General features: G+C 70.3%; 19 protein-coding genes and 1 riboswitch. Of the genes, 13 read left to right on the top strand and 6 right to left on the bottom strand.

Annotation, left to right across the window (positions count from 1 at the left end; translation table 11 throughout):
• Positions 1-75: 75 nt before the first annotated feature.
• The gene (locus AB0M29_RS32890; RefSeq protein ID WP_365389415.1) at positions 76-1,764 is read right to left on the bottom strand and encodes a hypothetical protein; all 1,689 of its coding nucleotides are present in this window, start codon (positions 1,762-1,764) and stop codon (positions 76-78) included.
• 78 nt (positions 1,765-1,842) lie between these two features.
• Positions 1,843-2,058 carry a hypothetical protein gene (locus AB0M29_RS32895; RefSeq protein ID WP_365389417.1) on the bottom strand — a complete coding sequence of 72 codons (216 nt, stop codon included), beginning with the start codon at positions 2,056-2,058 and terminating at the stop codon, positions 1,843-1,845.
• Positions 2,059-2,193: 135 nt separating this feature from the next.
• Between AB0M29_RS32895 and AB0M29_RS32900 the strand changes: the two genes are divergently transcribed.
• Positions 2,194-3,168 (top strand): carbohydrate kinase family protein, encoded by a 975-nt coding sequence (locus AB0M29_RS32900; protein WP_365389418.1) that lies wholly within the window; start codon positions 2,194-2,196, stop codon positions 3,166-3,168.
• A gap of 27 nt (positions 3,169-3,195) precedes the next feature.
• Here AB0M29_RS32900 and AB0M29_RS32905 read toward each other — a convergent pair whose 3' ends face one another.
• Positions 3,196-4,605 carry an aminotransferase class V-fold PLP-dependent enzyme gene (locus tag AB0M29_RS32905; RefSeq protein WP_365389420.1) on the bottom strand — a complete coding sequence of 470 codons (1,410 nt, stop codon included), beginning with the start codon at positions 4,603-4,605 and terminating at the stop codon, positions 3,196-3,198.
• Between the two features lie 238 nt (positions 4,606-4,843).
• On the opposite strand from AB0M29_RS32905, the gene coxB reads away from it, so the two are divergent.
• The 4 genes from coxB (at position 4,844) to AB0M29_RS32925 (ending at position 9,499) form a co-directional block, all read left to right on the top strand.
• Positions 4,844-5,836 carry a cytochrome c oxidase subunit II gene (gene coxB / locus AB0M29_RS32910; protein WP_365389421.1) on the top strand — a complete coding sequence of 331 codons (993 nt, stop codon included), beginning with the start codon at positions 4,844-4,846 and terminating at the stop codon, positions 5,834-5,836.
• Entirely contained in the window at positions 5,833-7,575 is a 1,743-nt protein-coding gene (gene ctaD, locus AB0M29_RS32915) for a cytochrome c oxidase subunit I (protein WP_365389423.1), read from the top strand. The genes coxB and ctaD overlap by 4 nt, the downstream gene beginning before the upstream one ends.
• Positions 7,572-7,970 (top strand): cytochrome c oxidase subunit 4, encoded by a 399-nt coding sequence (locus AB0M29_RS32920; RefSeq protein WP_365389426.1) that lies wholly within the window; start codon positions 7,572-7,574, stop codon positions 7,968-7,970. The genes ctaD and AB0M29_RS32920 overlap by 4 nt, the downstream gene beginning before the upstream one ends.
• A gap of 134 nt (positions 7,971-8,104) precedes the next feature.
• Positions 8,105-9,499 (top strand): Ig-like domain-containing protein, encoded by a 1,395-nt coding sequence (locus AB0M29_RS32925; RefSeq protein ID WP_365389427.1) that lies wholly within the window; start codon positions 8,105-8,107, stop codon positions 9,497-9,499.
• Positions 9,500-9,557: 58 nt separating this feature from the next.
• Here AB0M29_RS32925 and AB0M29_RS32930 read toward each other — a convergent pair whose 3' ends face one another.
• Positions 9,558-9,977 (bottom strand): hypothetical protein, encoded by a 420-nt coding sequence (locus AB0M29_RS32930; protein WP_365389429.1) that lies wholly within the window; start codon positions 9,975-9,977, stop codon positions 9,558-9,560.
• Positions 9,978-10,190: 213 nt separating this feature from the next.
• Between AB0M29_RS32930 and AB0M29_RS32935 the strand changes: the two genes are divergently transcribed.
• From AB0M29_RS32935 to AB0M29_RS32960, 6 genes are all read left to right on the top strand, one after another.
• Positions 10,191-10,811, top strand: a complete 621-nt coding sequence (locus AB0M29_RS32935) for a heme-copper oxidase subunit III (protein ID WP_093784508.1) — start codon at positions 10,191-10,193, stop codon at positions 10,809-10,811.
• Between the two features lie 66 nt (positions 10,812-10,877).
• Positions 10,878-11,687 (top strand): c-type cytochrome, encoded by an 810-nt coding sequence (locus AB0M29_RS32940; RefSeq protein ID WP_365389430.1) that lies wholly within the window; start codon positions 10,878-10,880, stop codon positions 11,685-11,687.
• The gene (locus tag AB0M29_RS32945; RefSeq protein WP_365389432.1) at positions 11,684-12,742 is read left to right on the top strand and encodes a Rieske 2Fe-2S domain-containing protein; all 1,059 of its coding nucleotides are present in this window, start codon (positions 11,684-11,686) and stop codon (positions 12,740-12,742) included. Before AB0M29_RS32940 ends, AB0M29_RS32945 begins: the two co-directional genes overlap by 4 nt.
• Complete coding sequence (locus tag AB0M29_RS32950; protein WP_365389435.1) at positions 12,742-14,376, top strand: cytochrome bc complex cytochrome b subunit; 1,635 nt, start codon at positions 12,742-12,744, stop codon at positions 14,374-14,376. The genes AB0M29_RS32945 and AB0M29_RS32950 overlap by 1 nt, the downstream gene beginning before the upstream one ends.
• 200 nt (positions 14,377-14,576) lie before the next feature.
• On the top strand, positions 14,577-15,641 hold the full coding sequence (gene trpD / locus AB0M29_RS32955; protein ID WP_365389437.1) for an anthranilate phosphoribosyltransferase: 1,065 nt from the start codon (positions 14,577-14,579) through the stop codon (positions 15,639-15,641).
• 83 nt (positions 15,642-15,724) lie between these two features.
• A riboswitch (SAM riboswitch) is annotated at positions 15,725-15,841 on the top strand.
• 206 nt (positions 15,842-16,047) lie between these two features.
• The gene (locus AB0M29_RS32960; protein ID WP_365389439.1) at positions 16,048-17,418 is read left to right on the top strand and encodes an aminotransferase class V-fold PLP-dependent enzyme; all 1,371 of its coding nucleotides are present in this window, start codon (positions 16,048-16,050) and stop codon (positions 17,416-17,418) included.
• Positions 17,419-17,445: 27 nt separating this feature from the next.
• On the opposite strand, the gene AB0M29_RS32965 is transcribed toward AB0M29_RS32960, so the two are convergent.
• Together AB0M29_RS32965 and AB0M29_RS32970 are read right to left on the bottom strand one after the other, a co-directional pair.
• Entirely contained in the window at positions 17,446-17,727 is a 282-nt protein-coding gene (locus AB0M29_RS32965; protein ID WP_365389441.1) for an Lrp/AsnC ligand binding domain-containing protein, read from the bottom strand.
• Entirely contained in the window at positions 17,724-18,503 is a 780-nt protein-coding gene (locus AB0M29_RS32970; protein ID WP_365389442.1) for a rhomboid family intramembrane serine protease, read from the bottom strand. Before AB0M29_RS32970 ends, AB0M29_RS32965 begins: the two co-directional genes overlap by 4 nt.
• A 159-nt stretch (positions 18,504-18,662) precedes the next feature.
• On the opposite strand from AB0M29_RS32970, the gene AB0M29_RS32975 reads away from it, so the two are divergent.
• Together AB0M29_RS32975 and AB0M29_RS32980 are read left to right on the top strand one after the other, a co-directional pair.
• Entirely contained in the window at positions 18,663-18,923 is a 261-nt protein-coding gene (locus AB0M29_RS32975; protein WP_365389444.1) for a hypothetical protein, read from the top strand.
• Between the two features lie 211 nt (positions 18,924-19,134).
• Positions 19,135-20,472 carry an NYN domain-containing protein gene (locus AB0M29_RS32980; protein ID WP_365389545.1) on the top strand — a complete coding sequence of 446 codons (1,338 nt, stop codon included), beginning with the start codon at positions 19,135-19,137 and terminating at the stop codon, positions 20,470-20,472.
• Positions 20,473-20,563 lie beyond the last annotated feature (91 nt).

The following is a 20,563-nucleotide window of genomic DNA, read 5'->3' on the forward strand; positions in this document are numbered from 1 at the left end:
GCCATCCGCCCTCCGTCCGAGGGTGCGGCCGCCGCTGTCTTTCCGTACGAGGCTCCGCCTCGCGGGCCGGCCGGGTCAGCGGGCCAGCAGGGTCTGCCCGTCCGCCGCGTCGACGACCTTGCGGTCACCCAGCGGCTTCTTCAGCTGGACGGTCTGCGAGAACACCTTGGCGATCATCGGGCACATCATCCCGGGCTTCTTCTCCCGCGACAGGATGCTCACCCGCACCTGGGAGTCCGTCTCCTGGGCGGTCACCGTGTAGTTGCTGCACAGCCCGCCGGTGAAGGTGACCGTGAGGGTGCTGCCGCTGGCGTGGTACGAGTCCGCCCGCACCGGGCGCGGCGGCAGCGGGTCGACCGGGTGCTCGGGCCCCGTGGACGGCGCCGGGGACGCCGGCTGCGCCGGAGTGCCGGGCTGGATCGGCGACGGGGCCACCGGGCCGGTGCGCTGGATGTACTTCGGGTCGACAGCGGTCTGCGCCACCGTGTCCGTCCCGCGGACGCCGGCCTGCGCGGTGTCGAAGAGCCAGGCGGGCACCAGGCTCTGCGTACCCGACACGAACTCCAGGGCCAGCCCGAAGACCGCGCCCCGCACTTCCACCGGATTGCCGTTGCCCGGGCTGCACGGCATCGAGTGCGGCAGCGTCTTGTCGTCACCCGAGCCGGTCGGCGACGCCTTCGGCTTCGGCAGCGGCGGCTGCATCGGGCAGTAGTAGATGATGTTGTCCGGGTGCATCACGTCCGCGTTGAGGTCCTTGAACGCCTGCGCCGCGCTGACCACGGGATAGGTGTCGCCCTTGGCGAGCGTCGCCAGCCGCCCGTAGCCGAGGGCGATCGTGCCGTCGGACCCGATCTGCAGACTGGTCGCCCAGCCGTGCGTGGGCAGGCCGCCCACCACCGGGTCGGCGGAGACCGTACGGATCGCCCCGGCCGTCCGGGTGGCGTCCACATGCGCCCCGGAGAGCCCCAGACCGGCGAGCACCGGGGCTGCCGCCGCCTTGGCCCGCGACTCGGAGACCGGCGGCGTGTCCGACGACGTGATGGTGGAGGTGCCGCCCGCGTTCACGCTCGACGAGGTGCTGTCGGAGCTGGAGGCACCGGGCGCGCTGCCGCCCGAGCCGCCGCTCATGGGCCGCTCCACCCCGGCGGGCGGCGCGCCCGGCACCGACCCCGGCTTCACGTCCGTCGCGGGCGGACCGGCGTCCTCGCGTACCGAGGTGTTCGGGCCGTAGTGCGTGTAGGACCAGGTGCCGGGCCCCGACTTGCTCACCAGCAGCTCGGGCCCGCTGCCGTCCGCGGTGCCGCCGACCCGCCAGGAGTCGTGGTCGGAGACCACTGACCCCTTCACCCCCAGCAGCGAGGCCAACCGGGTGACGGCCGCCGAGTCCACCTGGCCGTCGGGCCGGTAGACGGGCGCCGCCTTCGGGCCGCCGGGCAGCGTGCCCGTCAGCTTGTACGCGGGGCCGCCGACCGTGCTGGCGGGGCCGCCGCCGCTGCCCTCGACCGGTGCGGTGCCGTCGTCCATCCGCAGCGGAGCGGGGTGCGCCGACGGGCTGCCGCCGCTGCCGCCACCTGTGCCGTTCGCCGCCCAGATCGCGCCGCCGCCCCCGGCCAGCAGGACGGCCACCGCCACCGCCACAATCGTCAGCCGGGACCTGCGGGCGGGGCGGTCGGCGTCGTTCCGCTCGGCCGCGTGTTCCGTCCGGTCCGCCTTCTCCTCGTCGCGCTCGGTGCCCACCGCGTACTCCTTCGGCTCCGTACCCATCAGGTGCCGATGTGACGCGGCGGGCCGCCGGGCGGTTCCGCTGTCCCGGTCAGGCGCGCGGGGAAGCGCGGCCGGGGGTCAGTCGCCGAACTCCGCCATACCCTCCACCACGTGCGCGGACGCGGCGGGGACGGTGATGCCGTGCAGGCTGGCCGGGGCGACCACGGACTGCGCCTTGGCGGCCGGGACCTTCCAGTGCTCAGCCATCTGCCGGCAGTCGCCGATCAACTGCTCCAGCGATTCCGGGTCGGCGAGCGGGGAAGCGGGGAATGCGACGGGGGGAGTGTGGCTCATGCTTCGACACTAGGCAGGTGGGCACCCAGGAGAAAGCCCTACTATCGGGTAGTTTCGCCGTGTCCTGATCCGCCGCCCCAACCGGTAGCGTTGGCGCAAGCCAGCGCCGCCCACCCTTCGCAGGAGTCTGCCGCCGTGCGTATCGCCGTTACCGGTTCCATCGCCACCGACCATCTGATGACCTTCCCCGGTCGGTTCGCCGACCAGCTCGTCGCAGACCAGTTGCACACGGTATCGCTGTCCTTCCTGGTCGACGCCCTCGACGTACGCCGTGGCGGTGTCGGCGCGAACATCTGCTTCGGCATGGGCCAGCTCGGCACCTCGCCGATCCTGGTGGGCGCGGCGGGCAACGACTTCGGCGAGTACCGCGCGTGGCTGGACCGGCACGGTGTGGACACCGCCTCGGTGCGGATCTCCGAGGTGCTGCACACCGCCCGCTTCATCTGCACCACCGACAGCGACCACAACCAGATCGGCTCCTTCTACACCGGCGCCATGAGCGAGGCCCGGCTGATCGAGCTGCAGGCCGTCGCCGACCGGGTCGGCGGCCTCGACCTGGTGTCGATCGGCGCCGACGACCCCGAGGCGATGATCCGCCACACGGAGGAGTGCCGGTCCCGCGGTATCCCGTTCGCCGCCGACTTCTCGCAGCAGATCGCGCGGATGGACGGCGACGACATCCGGGTGCTGCTCGACGGCGCCGCGTACCTGTTCCACAACGAGTACGAGAAGGGCCTGATCGAGGCCAAGACCGGCTGGACCGCCGAGGAGATCCTCGACCGGGTCGGCGCCCGCGTCACCACCCTCGGCGCCCAGGGCGTACGCATCGACCGCAAGGGCGAGGCCCCGATCGAGGTCGGCTGCGCCGAGGAGCAGGCCAAGGTCGACCCGACCGGCGTCGGCGACGCCTTCCGCGCCGGGTTCCTGTCCGGCCTGTCCTGGGGCGTCAGCCTGGAGCGCGCCGCCCAGGTCGGCTGCATGCTCGCCACCCTGGTCATCGAGACGCTGGGCACCCAGGAGTACGAACTGCGCCGCGGCCACTTCATGCAGCGCTTCAGCAAGGCGTACGGCGACAGCGCCGCCACCGAGGTCCAGTCGCACCTGCGCTGACCGCCCGGCCACTCGGCCGTCCGTCCGTCAGACGCGGCGCCGCACCGTGTACGCGGTGCCGCGCTCTGCCGGGCGCTCCCCGACGTACTCCTGCTCGCGCATCGCGCACCAGGCGGGGATGTCCAGCCGGGCGGCCTCGTCGTCGGAGAGCACGGTGACCAGGCCGCCCACCGGCACGTCGCCGATCACCCTGGCCAGGTCGATGACCGGGATCGGGCAGAGCTTGCCCAGCGAGTCCACCACCAGGCCGCCGTCCGGGTCCGACCCGCCCGGCGCGTCCTCGGCGAGGTCCAGGGGCTCAGCCGCCGCCGGGGGAGCGGCGGCCGGGGCGCCCAGCGCGGCGCGGACGTCCGCGACCACACCCGGCAGCACGCCGAGGAAGCGCTCCACGTCCTCGGCCGCCGTGCCCGGCGGCAGCGACACCCGTACGTTGCCCTCCGACAGCACGCCCATCGCCTTGAGCACATGGCTGGGCGTCAGCGTGCTCGATGTGCACGAGGAGCCGGAGGACACCGAGAACCCGGCCCGGTCGAGACCGGTCAGCAGCGCCTCGCCGTCCACGTAGAGGCAGGAGAAGGTCACCAGGTGCGGCAGCCGCAGCGTGCCGTGGCCGACCACCTCCACATCGGGCACGAGCAGCGGCACCCGGGTCCTGATCCGCTCCACCAGCGCCGAAAGCCGCTCCGCCTCGGCCGCCGCCTCGGCGCGTACGGCCCGCAGCGAGGCCGCCGCGGCGACGATCGCGGGCAGGTTCTGGAATCCCGGCGCGCGGCCCGACTCCCGTTCGTCCGCGGGCTCCTGGGAGGCGAACCTGGTGCCCTTGCGCACCGCGAGCAGCCCCACACCGGGCGGCCCGCCCCACTTGTGGGCACTGGCCGCCAGCAGCGACCAGGCGCCCTCCACCGGGCCCCAGCCCAGCGACTGTGCCGCGTCCACCAGCAGCGGCACCCCCGCCGCGCGGCACGCGTCCGCCACCTCGGCGACCGGCTGGACCGTACCCACCTCATGGTTGGCGGACTGCAGGCACGCCAGCGCGGTGTCCTCGCGCAGCGCCGCCGCGTACTGCTCCGCACTCACCCGGCCGACGCGGTCCACGGCCACCGGCGTCGCGTCGTACGCCTCCGCCGCGTGCAGCACCGAGGAGTGTTCGACGGCGGACACCACGATGTGACGGCCCGTCCGGCGGCGGCCCGCCATCGCGCCCGACAACCCGGCGTGGACCGCCCGTGTCCCCGAAGGAGTGAAGACCAGTTCGTCGGGGCGGCAGTCCACCGCCTCCGCCGCGGCCTCGCGCGCCGCGTCGAGCAGCAACCGCGCCCGGCGTCCCTCGCGGTAGAGCCGGGCCGGGTCCGCCCACCCCTCGTCGAGCGCGGCGAGCAGTGCCTGACGGGCAACAGGGTGCAGCGGGGCGGCAGAAGCCATATCGAAATAGGACACGTCAGCACGCTACAACCACCCCCGCCCACACGGCCCGACCCCCTCCAGACTGCGGGATTCCATCCCTTCGGGGTTCCCCCCGGCGCGTTGGCCCCCCTCCCCGCGCGACCCCAAATAGCGTCCAGTAGGGTTTGGTCCGCATAAACATCCACACCTATTGCCCGCGCGCACGGGCCGACCGACCAGCTGACGGCCGGGCACCCGGGACGCGCGAGCGAGACTCTCGGGAAGGCGCTACGTGAGTCCCAACGGCTCCGACCTCCCCCACGGCCCTATGGGCGTGGGCGGCACCCCCACGTCGCGGCGCCGCCTGCGGCGGAAGCTGCCGCAGGCGCTGGCTGCGGGCCTGGTCCTGGCGACGGCCACTGGTTGCTCTGACAAGGACTATCCGCGGTTGGGCATGCCCAGCCCGGCCACGGAACAGGCACACAGGATCCTCGCGCTGTGGCAGGGCTCCTGGGCCGCCGCACTGGCGACCGGTGTCCTGGTCTGGGGCTTGATCCTGTGGAGCGTGATCTTCCACCGGCGCAGCCGGACCAAGGTCGAGGTCCCTCCGCAGACCCGCTACAACATGCCTCTTGAGGCCCTGTACACGATCGTCCCGATCATCGTCATCGCGGTGCTGTTCTACTTCACCGCCCGTGACGAGTCGAGGATCCTGGACACCTCCAAGAAGCCGCAGCACGTGATCAACGTGGTGGGCTTCCAGTGGAGCTGGGGCTTCAACTACGTCGAGAACGTGGACGGCAATCCGGCGACCCCCGCGGTGGTACCGCGGGAGCTGTCCCAGATCCCCGCGGACAAGCTGGCGCTGCCGCACGGGGCTGAGGGTGTCTACGACGTCGGTACTCCGGCGAGCAAGAACCCGGACACCGGTCTGCCCGGCCCGACGCTCTGGCTTCCCGTGAACGAGTCGGTGCGCTTCGTGCTGACCTCGCGTGACGTCATCCACTCCTTCTGGATCGTGCCGTTCCTGATGAAGATGGACGTCATCCCCGGTCACACCAACGTCTTCCAGGTGACGCCCAACAAGCTGGGCACCTTCGAGGGCAAGTGCGCGGAGCTGTGCGGTGTGGACCACTCGCGGATGCTGTTCAACGTCAAGGTCGTCACGCCCGCGCAGTACCAGCAGCACCTCAAGGACCTGGCGGCGAAGGGTCAGACCGGGTTCATCCCGGCAGGCATTGCCACCACGGGCAACGCGAAGAACTCGGAGCCCAAGACCACATGAGCATTCTCAACGAACCGCAGGGCGCGGCTCCTGCCGACGACTCCTACGCAGACGAACTCCCGGTACGCAGGCACAGCCCCGGCTCGGTCATCGTCAAGTGGATGAGCACCACCGACCACAAGACGATCGGGTCGATGTACCTGATCACCTCGTTCGCCTTCTTCATCATCGGCGGCGTGCTCGCGCTGCTCATGCGTGCGGAGCTGGCCCGGCCGGGCAACCAGTACCTGTCGAACGAGCAGTTCAACCAGGCGTTCACGATGCACGGCACCGTGATGCTGCTGATGTTCGCGACGCCGCTCTTCGCCGGCTTCACGAACTGGATCATGCCGCTGCAGATCGGCGCGCCCGACGTGGCGTTCCCGCGGCTGAACATGTTCGCCTACTGGCTCTACCTGTTCGGCTCGCTCATCGCGGTCGGCGGGTTCGTCACCCCTGACGGCGCGGCCGACTTCGGCTGGTTCGCGTACTCCCCGCTGTCGGACGCGGTCCGCTCGCCGGGCGTCGGCGCCGACATGTGGATCATGGGTCTGGCGCTCTCCGGCTTCGGCACCATCCTCGGCGCGGTCAACTTCATCACCACGATCATCTGCATGCGCGCACCCGGCATGACGATGTTCCGGATGCCGATCTTCTGCTGGAACGTGCTGCTGACCGGTGTCCTGGTCCTGCTCGCCTTCCCGGTGCTCGCCGCCGCGCTGCTGTGCCTGGAGGCCGACCGGAAATTCGGGGCGCATGTGTTCGACGCCGCCAACGGCGGCGCGTTGCTCTGGCAACACCTCTTCTGGTTCTTCGGCCATCCAGAGGTGTACATCATCGCCCTACCGTTCTTCGGCATCATCTCCGAGGTCATCCCGGTCTTCAGCCGTAAGCCGATGTTCGGCTACATCGGCCTGGTGGCCGCGACGATCTCCATCGCCGGTCTGTCCGTGACCGTGTGGGCGCACCACATGTACGTCACCGGCGGGGTGCTGCTGCCGTTCTTCTCGTTCATGACGTTCCTCATCGCGGTACCGACCGGTGTGAAGTTCTTCAACTGGATCGGCACGATGTGGAAGGGGTCACTGAGTTTCGAGACCCCGATGCTCTGGTCGATCGGCTTCCTGATCACCTTCGCCTTCGGTGGTCTGACAGGTGTGATCCTGGCGGCCCCGCCGCTGGACTTCCACGTGTCGGACTCGTACTTCGTGGTCGCGCACTTCCACTACGTCGTCTTCGGCACCGTGGTGTTCGCGATGTTCGCGGGCTTCCACTTCTGGTGGCCCAAGATGACCGGCAAGATGCTGGACGAGCGGCTCGGCAAGATCACCTTCTGGACGCTGTTCTTCGGCTTCCACGGCACCTTCCTCGTCCAGCACTGGCTGGGCGCCGAGGGTATGCCGCGCCGCTACGCGGACTACCTGGCGGCGGACGGGTTCACCACGCTGAACACCATCTCCACCATCAGCTCGTTCCTGCTCGGCCTGTCGATCCTGCCGTTCCTCTACAACGTGTGGAAGACGGCGAAGTACGGCAAGAAGGTCGAGGTCGACGACCCGTGGGGCTACGGCCGCTCGCTCGAGTGGGCGACGTCCTGCCCGCCGCCGCGGCACAACTTCACCACCCTGCCGCGCATCCGCTCGGAATCCCCGGCGTTCGACCTGCACCACCCGGAGATCTCCGCGATCGACGCGCTGGCGAGCAGTGGCCACGGCGGCAGGTCGCTGTCGGGCTCTGAGGGCAAGGAGGCCGGTCAGTGAAGATCCAGGGCAAGATGTTCCTCGGCTTCGCCGTCTTCATCCTGGCGTCCGCCATCGTCTACGGGATCTGGTCCAAGGAGCCCGCGGGCACCACGGCCCTCTTCCTCGCGTTCGCGCTGTGCACCATGATCGGTTTCTACCTGGCGTTCACCGCGCGCCGGGCGGACACCGGGGCCATGGACCGGGAGGACGCGGACATCGCGGACGACGCCGGTGAGCTGGGCTTCTTCAGCCCGCACAGCTGGCAGCCGCTCGCGCTGGGCATCGGCGGCGCGCTGGCGTTCATGGGCATCATCTTCGGCTGGTGGCTGCTGTACGCCTCGCTGCCGGTCATCCTGATCGGTATCTACGGCTGGGTGTTCGAGTACTACCACGGTGAGAACCGCACCCAGTAGGACGCCCGCAGCGGCACCCGCAGCACCCACGTACCACCCCGGGCAGGCCCCGGCACCGCAGTCAGGTGCCGAGGCCTGCCCCTTTTGCACGCTCTCACCGCGCGGGATCCCGCGGCCGTTCATAACTTGAGTGCATGAGCCACAAATTCGGACGCCGGATCGCGCTGCGCTGCACCCTCGTTGCCGCGCCCCTCGCGGTGGGGCTCACCGCTTGCGGCGGTGGCGGCAACCCACTCGCCGCCACCCCGCACACCGCAGCCGCCAAGGTCGCCTACGGGTCGGCCGCCGGAGGCAAGGCAGACCCGTCCAAACCACTACAGGTCACTGTGGAACGGGACGGCAGCCGGATAACCGACGTCACCGCTACGGACGCGGCAGGACGCTACGTACGCGGTGAACTCAGCGCCGACGGGATGACATGGCACTCCACGTCCCCGCTGGCCGCAGGAACCCACTACACGGTCCGGGTGAGCACCGAGGACTCCGACGGCCACCCCGGCCGCAAGGTCCTGGGCTTCGACACCACCCCGGCCGACGCCGGACTCCATGTGACCTTCGGCCCCGACGCGGGCACCTACGGTGTCGGGCAGCCGGTCACCGCGGCGCTCAGCACCCCCGTGAAGGACCCCAAGGCCCGCGCGATAGTCGAGGGCAACCTGCGGGTGTCCTCCACCCCGCAGGCTGCCCAGGGATCCTGGTACTGGGTCGACGACCGGACCCTGCACTACCGGCCCAGCACGTACTGGCCGAACAACGCGAAAATCGATGTCACCAGCACCCTCAACGGGGTGAAGGTGCAGGACAAGCTCTACGGCGGTCCTGACAAGAAGCTCACCCTGCACACCGGAGACCGCGTCGAGGCGCTCACCGACGCCGCCACCGACCAGATGACCTTCAAGCGGGACGGCAAGGTCGTCAAGACGATACCCGTGACCACCGGCAAGCCGGGTTTCTCCACCCGCAACGGCATCAAGGTCGTGCTGGGCAAGGAGTCCTTCGTCCAGATGAAGAGCGAGAGCATCGGCATAGCCGCCGGCAGCTCCGACTCGTACGACCTGCCCGTCTACTGGGCGACCCGGGTGACCTGGAGCGGTGAGTACGTCCACGCCGCGCCCTGGTCGGAGGGCTCGCAGGGATCGGCGAACGTCAGCCACGGCTGCACGGGCATGAGCACCGAGAACGCCCACTGGTTCTTCGACAACGTCCGGCAGGGCGACATCGTCCAGGTGGTCAACAGCCTCGGCGACACGATGACGCCGTTCGACAACGGCTTCGGTGACTGGAACCTGACCTGGGCGCAGTGGAAGCAGGGCAGCGCCCTGGGGACGCAGGGCAAGGCCGCGGCCGCCAAGAACAGCGCCCCCGACACCAAGACCGCCGCCAAGACCGGCACCACATCCGGCACGAAGCCCGACACCAAGACCGGCGCCACCTCGGGCACCGGCTCCAGCGGCACGGACGGGACGGCAGGGCCCGAGCCCGCGGCCGCCCCCGCCGACCCCTCCCGACTCCGCCCGCAGACCGTCTGAGCGGGCGGCAGGCGCTCCCAGGGGTCTCAGGGCGGCCCCTGGGCGCTGTACGGCGGGTCTAGCGGGTCGCGACAGCCTTCGTCTTCGGCGCGATCCGCGCCCGCAGCAGCGTGGCCAGCGTCTCGGCCAGCGCCACCGGGTCGACGGGGTGGGTGACCGCCGCGTCGGCCCGGCTCCAGGTCGCCAGCCAGGCGTCCTGCGGACGGCCGATGAGCACCAGTACGGGCGGGCAGCGGAAGATCTCGTCCTTCACCTGGCGGCACACACCCATGCCGCCCGCGGGGGCCGACTCGCCGTCCAGGACGCAGGCGTCGATGCCGCCGCGCTCCAACTCGGTGAGAACGGCGGGCAGCGTCGCGCACTCCACGTACTCCACCGGCGGCAGATCGGCGGCGGGCCTGCGGCCGACGGCGAGCCGGACCTGTTCCCGGGTGTTCGCGTCGTCGCTGTAGACCAGCACCGTGGCGGTCGCCTGCATCGTGGTTCCTCCTCGTGAAGGCGTTCTCAATCTCTTCGGATGCTACTCCCGCGACCGCCCCGACGAGGAGGGTTCCGACCCGTCGAAGATCCGCCGGACACACCGTCATCCCTCGTTCGAGGGACTGGCGCACTACGCCACGCGGGTAGCCCTGGGGCCTGGACACACCGAAGGGGACCCCCCGGAGTGAGCGCCAGATAAGCGACCGACATAATGTCGGACGTGGCGACAGCAACTGCAGTAGAAACCGGGCACGCGCACCCGTCGGTCAACCGGCCGAACCTCACCAGCGTCGGAACCATCATCTGGTTGAGTTCCGAGCTGATGTTCTTCGCGGCCCTCTTCGCGATGTACTTCACCCTTCGGTCGGTCACGGGTGCCGACTTCTGGAAGGCACACGCCGATGCGTTGAACGTCCCGTTCTCGGCGACGAACACGACGATCCTCGTGCTCTCCTCCTTCACCTGCCAGATGGGCGTCTTCGCCGCTGAGCGTGGTGATGTGAAGAAGCTCCGGTCGTGGTTCATCGTGACCTTCGTGATGGGCGCGATCTTCATCGGCGGGCAGATCTTCGAGTACACCAACCTGGTCAAGAAGGACGGGATCTCGCTGAGCTCAGACCCGTACGGCTCGGTGTTCTATCTGACCACCGGGTTCCACGGGTTGCACGTGACAGGCGGCCTGATCGCGTTCCTGCTGGTGCTCGGCCGTACCTACGCGGCCAAGCGGTTCACCCACCAGCAGGCCACCGCTGCCATCGTCGTGTCCTACTACTGGCACTTCGTCGATGTCGTGTGGATCGGCCTCTTCGCCACGATCTACCTGATCAAGTAGTCGGTCGCGCACCACACACACATTCCAGAAGCATCGACGCAAGAGATCCTGACACCGGGGTAATCCGTGAAAAAGCTCTCCGCACGACGGCGCCACCCGCTGGCGGCGCTTGTCGTCCTACTCTTCGCGCTCGCGGCCACCGGGGGGCTGTACGCCGCGCTCGCGCCGGCGCCCAAGGCGCAGGCTGACGATTCGGCTCAGTCCCTCGCGATCACCGAGGGCAAGAAGCTGTACTCGGTCGGCTGCGCCAGCTGCCACGGTATGTCCGGGCAGGGCAGTTCCGACGGCCCGAGCCTGGTCGGCATCGGCGCCGCGGCCGTGGACTTCCAGGTCGGCACCGGCCGCATGCCCGCACAGCAGCCCGGCGCGCAGATCCCGAAGAAGAAGGTGATCTACAGCCAGGCCGAGATCGACCAGCTCGCCGCGTACATCGCGTCGCTCGGCCCGGGTCCCGCCATCCCCACCAAGGACCAGTACAGTCCGGCCGGCGCGGACTCCGCCAAGGGCGGCGAGCTGTTCCGTACCAACTGCTCCCAGTGCCACAACTTCGTTGGCAAGGGCGGGGCGTTGACGGATGGCAAGTATGCGCCGACCCTGGAAGGCGTGGATCCCAAGCACATCTACGAGGCCATGCTGACCGGTCCGCAGAGCATGCCGTCCTTCCCGGACACCACGATGCCGCAGGACACCAAGGCTGACATCATCGCGTACCTGCACGAGGTGGACAGCGCCAAGTCGGAGAGCCCCGGTGGTCTCTCCCTCGGCAGCATCGGCCCGGTGTCGGAGGGCCTGTTCGCGTGGGTCTTCGGACTCGGGACGCTACTGGGCATCGCGACCTGGGTCGCCGCCCGGACGACTAAGGCCAAGAAGTCATGAGCGAGACTGGATCTCACAAAGACGTGTCAGAGAACCTGCCGAGTGAGCACCATGCTCACGGGAGCGAAGTAGCGGTCACCGAGGACCCGTTCGCCAACCCCGGGCATCCTGCCCACGAGTACCGCCGCCAGGACATCGACGAGCGGGCCGCGAAGCACTCCGAGCGAGTGGTGGCGGGGCTGTTCACCCTGTCGATGCTCGGCACGATCGCGTTCATCGCGTGCTTCGTGATCTTCCCGGTCGACAAGATCGTCTTCATCTTCCCGTTCGGCAACGTCAGTGCGCTGAACTTCTCGCTGGGCCTCACGCTCGCCGTGGCGCTGCTCGGCATCGGCGCGGGCGCGGTCCACTGGGCCCGCACCCTGATGTCCGACGAGGAGATCGCCGACGAACGCCACCGTGCGGACGCGGACGACGAACTGCGCGCGAACGTCGAGGCGCAGTGGATCCAGGGCGCGAAGGAGAGCGGCTTCGGACGGCGCAAGCTGATCCGCAACACCATGCTCGGCGCGCTGACCCTGGTGCCGCTGTCCGGTCTGGTGATCCTGCGCGACCTCGGCCCGCTGCCGGAGGACAAGCTCCGTCACACCATGTGGGCCAAGGGCAAGACGCTGGTCAACATGAACACCAACAAGCCGCTGCGTCCCGAGGACATCGTGGTGGGTTCGCTCACCTTCGCGAAGCCCGAGGGCCTGGAGGAGTCGCAGGAGGACTTCCAGGAGCAGATCGCCAAGGCGGCGCTGATGATCGTGCGGCTCAAGCCGGACGACATCAAGGACAAGCAGGAAGCCGACTGGGCCCACGAGGGCATCGTCGCCTTCTCCAAGATCTGCACTCACGTCGGCTGTCCGATCAGCCTGTACGAGCAGCAGACGCACCACGTACTCTGCCCGTGCCACCAGTCGACGTTCGACCTGTCCGACGGTGCCCGGGTGATCTTCGGCCCAGCGGGACACCCGCTGCCGCAGCTTCGGATCAGCGTCAATGGTGAGGGCAACCTCGTCGCCCTCGGCGACTTCGCGGTGCCCGTCGGTCCGGCCTTCTGGGAGCGCTGATGACTACAACGACCGAAGCCCCTGTCCGCCGGGGCAAAGCACCCGCGGGGCAGCGGGTCGCGGAGTGGACCGACAGCCGGCTCGGGCTCTACAAGCTGGCCAAGTCCAACCTGCGCAAGATCTTCCCGGACCACTGGTCCTTCATGCTGGGCGAGATCTGCCTGTACAGCTTCACGATCCTCATCCTCACGGGTGTCTATCTGACGCTGTTCTTCCACCCCAGCATGAGCGAGGTCGTCTACCACGGCCCGTACGTGCCGCTGCAGGGTGTGCGGATGTCGGAGGCGTACGCCTCGACCATGCACATCAGCTTCGAGGTGCGCGGTGGTCTGCTGATCCGGCAGATCCACCACTGGGCCGCGCTGATCTTCGTCGCGGCGATGATCGTGCACATGATGCGCGTGTTCTTCACCGGCGGTTTCCGCAAGCCGCGTGAGATCAACTGGCTGTTCGGCTGGACGCTGCTGTTCCTCGGCATGTTCACCGGCTTCACCGGTTACTCGCTCCCCGACGACCTGCTCTCCGGCACCGGTATCCGGTTCGCCGAGGGCGCGGTGCTCGCCACCCCGATCGTGGGCACGTACATCTCGATGTTCCTGTTCGGCGGCGAGTTCCCCGGTCACGACCTGGTGCCGCGCTTCTACTCGGTGCACATCCTGCTGCTGCCGGGCCTGATGGCCGGTCTGCTGGTCGCGCACCTGATCCTGGTCTTCTACCACAAGCACACCCAGTTCCCGGGTGCGGGCAAGACCGAGAAGAACGTCGTCGGCATGCCGCTGCTGCCGGTGTACACCGCGAAGGCGGGCGGCTTCTTCTTCCTGGTCTTCGGTCTGATCGCGGCGCTCGCCGCGGTCGCCACCATCAACCCGATCTGGACGATGGGTCCCTACCGGCCGGACCAGGTGTCCACCGGAGCCCAGCCCGACTGGTACATGGGCTTCTCCGAGGGCCTGATCCGTGTGATGCCCGGATGGGAGATCAGAGGCTTCGGCCACACGCTGGCACTGGGTGTGTTCGTACCGCTGATGATCTTCCCGCTGGTCCTCGCGGCGATCGCGGTCTACCCGTTCATCGAGTCCTGGGTGACCGGGGACAAGCGTGAGCACCACCTGCTGGACCGCCCGCGCAACCGCCCCGTCCGCACCGGCTTCGGTGTCGCCTGGCTGACGATGTACTTCGTGCTGCTGATCGGTGGCGGCAACGACCTGTGGGCCACGCACTTCCATCTGTCGATCAACGTGATCACCTGGTTCGTCCGCATCGGCTTCTTCACGCTGCCGGTCGCGTCGTTCTACGTGACCAAGCGGATCTGCCTGGGCCTGCAGCTCCGGGACCGCGAGAAGGTGCTGCACGGTCGCGAGACCGGCATCATCAAGCGGCTGCCGCACGGCGAGTTCATCGAGGTGCACGAGCCGCTCTCGCAGGAGCAGCGCCACATCCTCACCGCGCACGTCCAGCCGACCCCGCTGGAGATCGGCCCCGAGGTCGACGAGAACGGTGTCGAGCGCAAGGCCAACCCGGTCGAGAAGCTCCGGGCGAAGCTGTCGCGTGGGTTCTACGGGGAGAGCAGCCAGATCCCCAAGCCCACCGTCGAGGAGTACGAGGAGATCACCAGCGGGCACGGGCACCACTAGCCGTACGGTGCACCACCGCTGAGCAGTGCTGAGCAACGCCACCTTCCGGGCCGGTCCCGGTGTCCCTTCGGGGGCGCCGGGGCCGGCCCGGAGGCGTTGCGGGACAGGGGCGTCCGCAGTGCGGGCAGCGGCCGCCGCACGGTCGGCCCGCCGCTAGGCTGAGCGCGCGGAACCCTTCCCGACCACCAGGAGCGTGGACCATGAGCGTTGTGACCCCGGCAGGCGGCAACAGCCCGGCGGCCCCCTCCTGGCCCGACGTCCTCAGCACCCTGCTGGCCGGACGGGACCTCACCGCGGCGCAGACCGGGTGGGCGATGGACACGATCATGCGCGGTGAGGCCACCGACGTGCAGATCGCCGGGTTCGCGGTCGCGCTGCGGGCCAAGGGGGAGACCGTCGAGGAGGTCTCCGGGATGGTGCGGGCGATGTACGCGCACGCCAACACCATCGAGGTGCCGGGCAAGACGGTGGACATCGTCGGCACCGGCGGCGACCGGGCCAAGACCGTGAACATCTCCACGATGTCGGCCATCGTGGTGGCGGGCACCGGCGCCAAGGTCGTCAAGCACGGCAACCGGGCCGCGTCCTCGGCCAGCGGCGCCTCCGACGTACTCGAACACCTGGGGGTCAACCTCCAGCTCACCCCGCAGCGGGTCGTCGAGGTCGCGGAGGAGGCCGGGATCACCTTCTGCTTCGCGGTGAAGTTCCACCCGGCGCTGCGCCATGTGGCGACCGCGCGCGCCGAGCTGGGGGTCGCGACGACCTTCAACTTCCTCGGCCCGCTGACCAATCCGGCCCGGGTGCGGGCGCAGGCGACCGGTGTCGCCGATCTTCGGATGGCGCCGATCCTGGCCGGGGTGCTGGCCGAACGCGGCTCCTCCGCCCTGGTGTTCCGTGGCGACGACGGTCTGGACGAGCTGACCACCACCGCCACCTCCCAGGTGTGGGTGGTGCGTGACGGCAAGGTCGAGCAGACTCCCTTCGACCCGCGCGACGTCGGTCTCGGCCTGGTGCCCGTGGAGGCCCTGCGCGGCGCCGACGCGGCCTACAACGCGCAGGTCGCCCGGCGGGTGCTCGCGGGCGAGACCGGGCCGGTACGCGACGCGGTGCTGCTGAACTCGGCGGCCGCGCTCGTGGCGCTGTCGCCGACCAGCGGCTCGCTGGAGGAGCAGATCTCCGCCGGGCTGGTCCGGGCGGCCGAGTCGATCGACTCGGGCCGGGCCGCCGCCGCGCTGGAGCGGTGGGCCGCGGCGAGCAACGCGTAGCAGGACGTACGCACGCACAAGTCGCCGTCCACTCCATGGACGGCGACTTGTGCGTGCGCCGCCCTGTGGCAGAATGCTGAGCAGGTCACGAGTGACAGCGCAAAGGCCCCGGCTCGCTGTCCGGCAACCCTCCGTCCGAGGCGGGGTGCCCCGGGTGATGACCAGGCCGTGAGCAGCGAGGCTCTCGGCAAGCCGGACTTGGGGAGTTCTCTCATGCGTAAGCGAATGCGATAGGGCCTGTCGGCCCGGTTCCGCCGTACCGCCATCACGTCGACGCAGGGCTCTGCCGCGCGTCCGACGCATCCGTTCGACGAAATCCGTCCCGCTCCGCCCCGCGTGCATCCGCCGGTGTGTCCTCCGGCCGCGGGCGTGCGGTGATGTCGCCTGCCTTTTACGGGAGTTCGCCATGACTGTGTCCTTCGCTGCCACCGACCGAGAGATTTGTACCCCGCTGCCCGTTCTGGGGCATGACGTCCGCGTGCCGCTGGTGACCGGCGGCGAGGTGACGTACGCCGCGCTCGACTACGCGGCCAGCGCCCCGGCGCTGCAGCGGGTCTGGGACGACGTGGCGGCGTACGCCCCGTACTACGGCAGCGTGCACCGCGGCGCCGGGTACCTGTCGCAGCTCTCCACCGACCTGTTCGAGCAGAGCCGGGAGACCGTGGCCGCGTTCCTCGGCTGCCGGGCGGACGACCAGGTGGTCTTCACCCGGTCGACCACCGACTCGCTCAACCTGCTGGCCGCCGTGCTGCCCGCCGGCACCCGGGTCTTCGTCTTCGAGACCGAGCACCACGCCTCGCTGCTGCCCTGGGAGCGCGCCGAGGGCGCCGAGGTCACCTACCTGGCGGCGCCGCGCACCCCCGAGCAGGCGGTCGCCGCGCTCGACGTGGCGCTGCACGCCGCGCCCAAGGGCCCCAAGCTGGTCTGCGTCACCGGTGCCTCGAACGTCACCGGCGAGCTGTGGCCGGTACGGGAGCTGGCCGCCGCCGCGCACCGGCACGGCGCCCGGATCGTGCTCGACGCCGCGCAGCTCGCCCCGCACCACCCGGTGGACGTCGCCGCGCTCGACGTCGACTGGGTCGCCTTCTCCGGCCACAAGCTGTACGCCCCCTTCGGCTCCGGAGTGCTGGCCGGGCGGGCCGACTGGCTGCGCGAGGCGGAGCCGTACCTCGCCGGGGGCGGCGCGAGCCGCAAGGTCGCCCGCCGGGCCGACGGCGGGGTCGACGTCGAGTGGCACACCACCGCCGCCCGGCACGAGGCGGGCTCGCCCAACGTGATCGGCGTCTACGCGGTCGCCGCCGCGTGCAAGGCGCTCACCGAGGCCGGGTTCGACCGGCTCGTCAGCCGCGAGCAGCAGCTGCTGGCCCGGCTGCGGGAGGGCCTCGCGGAGGTCCCCGAGGTGCGGGTGCTCTCGCTCTTCGGCGAGGACGCGCCGCGGGTGGGCGTGCTGTCCTTCGTCGTCCAGGGCTGGAACAGCTCGCACTTCGCCGCGGCGCTCTCCGCGGAGTACGGCATCGGGGTCCGCGACGGCCTCTTCTGCGCCCACCCCCTGGTCCGCACCCTCCTCGGGGGCGAGCCGGACGCGCCGGGCGAGTGCGGGGCGCCCGAGGCGGTGCCCGGCGAGCGCTCCCTGAACGCCATCCGGGTCAGCTTCGGCGCCGGGACGCCCGACGAGCACATCGAGCGCTTCGTGCGCGCCGTGCGGGAGCTCGTCCGCGACGGCGCCCGCTGGAAGTACCGCACCGAGGACGGCCGCTGCGTCCCCGACCGCGGCTGACGCCGGCCCGCGGGCGGGCCGGCGGCGCTACGAGTCGAGGCCGATGGCGAAGGCGGCTTCCAGGTCGTGCTGCGAGTAGGTGCGGAAGGCGACATGGGTGTCGGTGACCTGGACGCCGGGGATCTTGCTGATCCGGCCCGGGATGATGTCCGCGAGGTCGTCGTGCCGGGCCACCCGCACCAGCGCCACGAGGTCGTACGTCCCGGTCACCGAGTAGACCTCGCTGACGTTCTCCAGCGCGGCGATCGACTCGGCGATCTCGGGGATGCGGTCGACTGACGTCTTGATGAGCACGATCGCGGTGATCACGGCTGGATGTCTCCTTGGGTCGACCCGAATACGAGCCCTACCTTACGACGCGGCCGGTAGCACACCCAGGCGCAGAGGAACCCGAAGGCGAAGCCGACCACATGGGCGAGGTAGGCGACGCCGGGACCGTTGCGCGCGGTCTGCGCGGCCAGCCACTGCAGCACGAACCAGAAGCCGAGCACCACCCAGGCGGGGAAGCGCAGTGGGATGAAGAAGAGGAACGGGAACAGGCTGGTGACGCGGGCCCGGGGATAGAGGTAGAGGTACGCGCCCAGCGCCCCGGAGATCGCCCCGGAGGCGCCCACCAGGGTCTGCGCCGACTCGCTGTTGGCCAGCGCGAAACCGTAGGTCGCCAGATACCCCGCGACCAGGTAGAAGACGGCGAAGCGGACCCTGCCCATGCGGTTCTCCACGTTGTCGCCGAAGACGTAGAGGAAGAGCATGTTGCCGATCAGGTGCAGCCAGCTCCCGTGCAGGAACATCCCGGTGAGCACGGAGACGAACGGCACCTTGGTGAAGGCGTCCGGCACCGGGCACCCGGAGGGCAGCCCGAGCCGGTCGGGCGGGAGCTGCCCGTGGAACAACTCGTACGGGATGACGCCCCAGTGGTTGAAGTAGCCCGACTGCGCGCACTGCAGCCGCTCGCCGGTCCCGTACGAGGTGTTGAAGCCGGAGAGCGGGCCGAGCAGGAAGACCACGGTGCACACGGCGATCAGCCCGTATGTCACGACCGGTGGACGGCGGACGGGGTTCTTGTCGTACACCGGGATGACCATGGACCGATGATGACGGACCGGGCGTAACGGTCATAGGCCGCCTCGCCGCAGCGCGCCGTACCTCCGAGGCCGTAGGGTGACCCGGGACGTTTCGCCCTCCGCCGGCCATCGGCTGGGGGAACCCCCGTCACGTATGCCCGAGGAAGAGGTGCAGACCCGATGCCGGTTCCCCTGCCGACCGACACCACGCGCTGGCGCTGCACGCTGTGCGGCAATCTCACCCGCTTCGACGTGACCCGCTCGACGCGGGTCGTGGAGTACGTCCACCTCGATCTCGCGGGCGCGCCGTCGATCGAGGAGACCGAGGTGCTCAGCGAGACGGTCGAGTCGGTGCGCTGCCGCTGGTGCAACGCGCTGGACCAGATCGAGCTGGTCGACCGGCCCGGCGCCGACGCGGAGAACGGCACCGCGCAGGGTTGACCGCCCGTACGGGGACAATGGACACAAGAGGCGGCGGCCGGAGGATCGAAGGGGGCCGGGGAGGCGCCGTGTAACCGGACGGGAGTGACTGGTGGACGGTATCGGCGGCGTTCCGCGGGCCGAGGCGAGCGGGGCCGAGGCGGGTGCCGCCGCGCCGGGCGAAGGCGCGCCGGACGACGGCGTTCCTGACGACCGTGTCGCGGGCGACGGCGTGCCCGGGCCCGGCGGTGAGCCCGCGCTCGACCGGCCGCTGCCCGAGGGGGTACGCCACCGGGTGGTCGCCATCGCCGCCGACGCGTTCGGCAGCTTCACCTACCCGGAACTGCCGGTCAGCTTGCGCCCGTACGCCCGCTTCACCCCCTCCAGACGTGTGAAGTACGCGGCGACCGCACTGGCCGCCGCCCTCGAAGGGGACGCGGCGTTCCGGCAGAAGGTCGCGGGCCGGCTGCGCGAGGCGCAGCCCGAGCTGACCGGGGCGCTCGACGGCGGCACCCCGCCGCCCGCCGCCGACCCGCTGGACGTGGCCGCGGCCGCCTATCTGCTGCGCCCCGCGGGCTGGGCCAAGCTGGTCGCCACCGCCGGCGAGGAGGCCCAGCGGGCGCACGACGAGCGGGCCGACGAGGAGACCCTGCGCGAGCTCGCCCGGCTGCGCGAGGAGGTCGACGGGCTGCACTCCCAGCTCCGCGCCGAGGCGCAGCGCGCCCGCGCCGAACTGGACGCGGTCCGCAAGGAGGGCGACTCGCTGCACCGCAAGCTGCGCAGCGCCCTGAGCGACGTCAAGCGCGCCGAGGCGGCGCAGCGCAAGATCCAGGCCGAACTGGACGAGACCCGCACCGCCGCCGCCCACGACAAGACCGCCGCCGAGAGCGAGGCGCGGCGGCTGCGCACCCGGCTCACCGAGGCGGAGGCGGCCGTGGAGTCCGGCCGCAGGGCCGCCCGCGAGGGACGCAGTATCGAGGACGTACGGCTGCGGCTGCTGCTGGACACCGTGCTGGACGCGGCCTCCGGGCTGCGCCGCGAACTGGCCCTGCCGCCACGGGACACCATGGGTGTGCGCCCGGCCGACACCGTGGACGCGGTGGCGCCCGGGGCGTTCAGCCCGCGCGACATCGCCACCCGGGCGCTCTCCGACACCGACCCGGCGCTGCTCGACCAGTTGCTCGCGCTGCCGCAGGCGCATCTGGTGGTGGACGGCTACAACGTCACCAAGACCGGCTATCCGGCGATGCCGTTGGAGAAGCAGCGGCTGCGGCTGCTCGGCGGCCTGGCCGCGCTGGCCGCGCAGAGCGGTGCCGAGGTCACCTGTGTCTTCGACGGCGCCGATCTGGACATGCCGGTGCTGCTTGCGCCGCCGCGCGGGGTGCGGGTGCTGTTCAGCAAGGCCGGTGAGACCGCTGACGAGTTGATCCGCCGTCTGGTGCGGGCCGAACCGCCGGGGCGGCAGATCGTGGTGGTCTCCGCGGACCGCGAGGTGGCCGACGGCGTCGCCAAGGCGGGCGCCCGCCCGGTCGCCTCCGTACTCCTGCTCAAACGCCTCGCAAGGGTCTGAATCCCCCCTGAACGTACGCTTTCCGTCCGCATGGGTGTTCACTAATGCACCAGCGCCAACTCAGCGTGAGCGCACCTCACCACGCGTACGA

It is taken from the genome of Streptomyces sp. NPDC051976, assembly GCF_040680795.1.
Classification (GTDB): Bacteria; Actinomycetota; Actinomycetes; order Streptomycetales; family Streptomycetaceae; genus Actinacidiphila.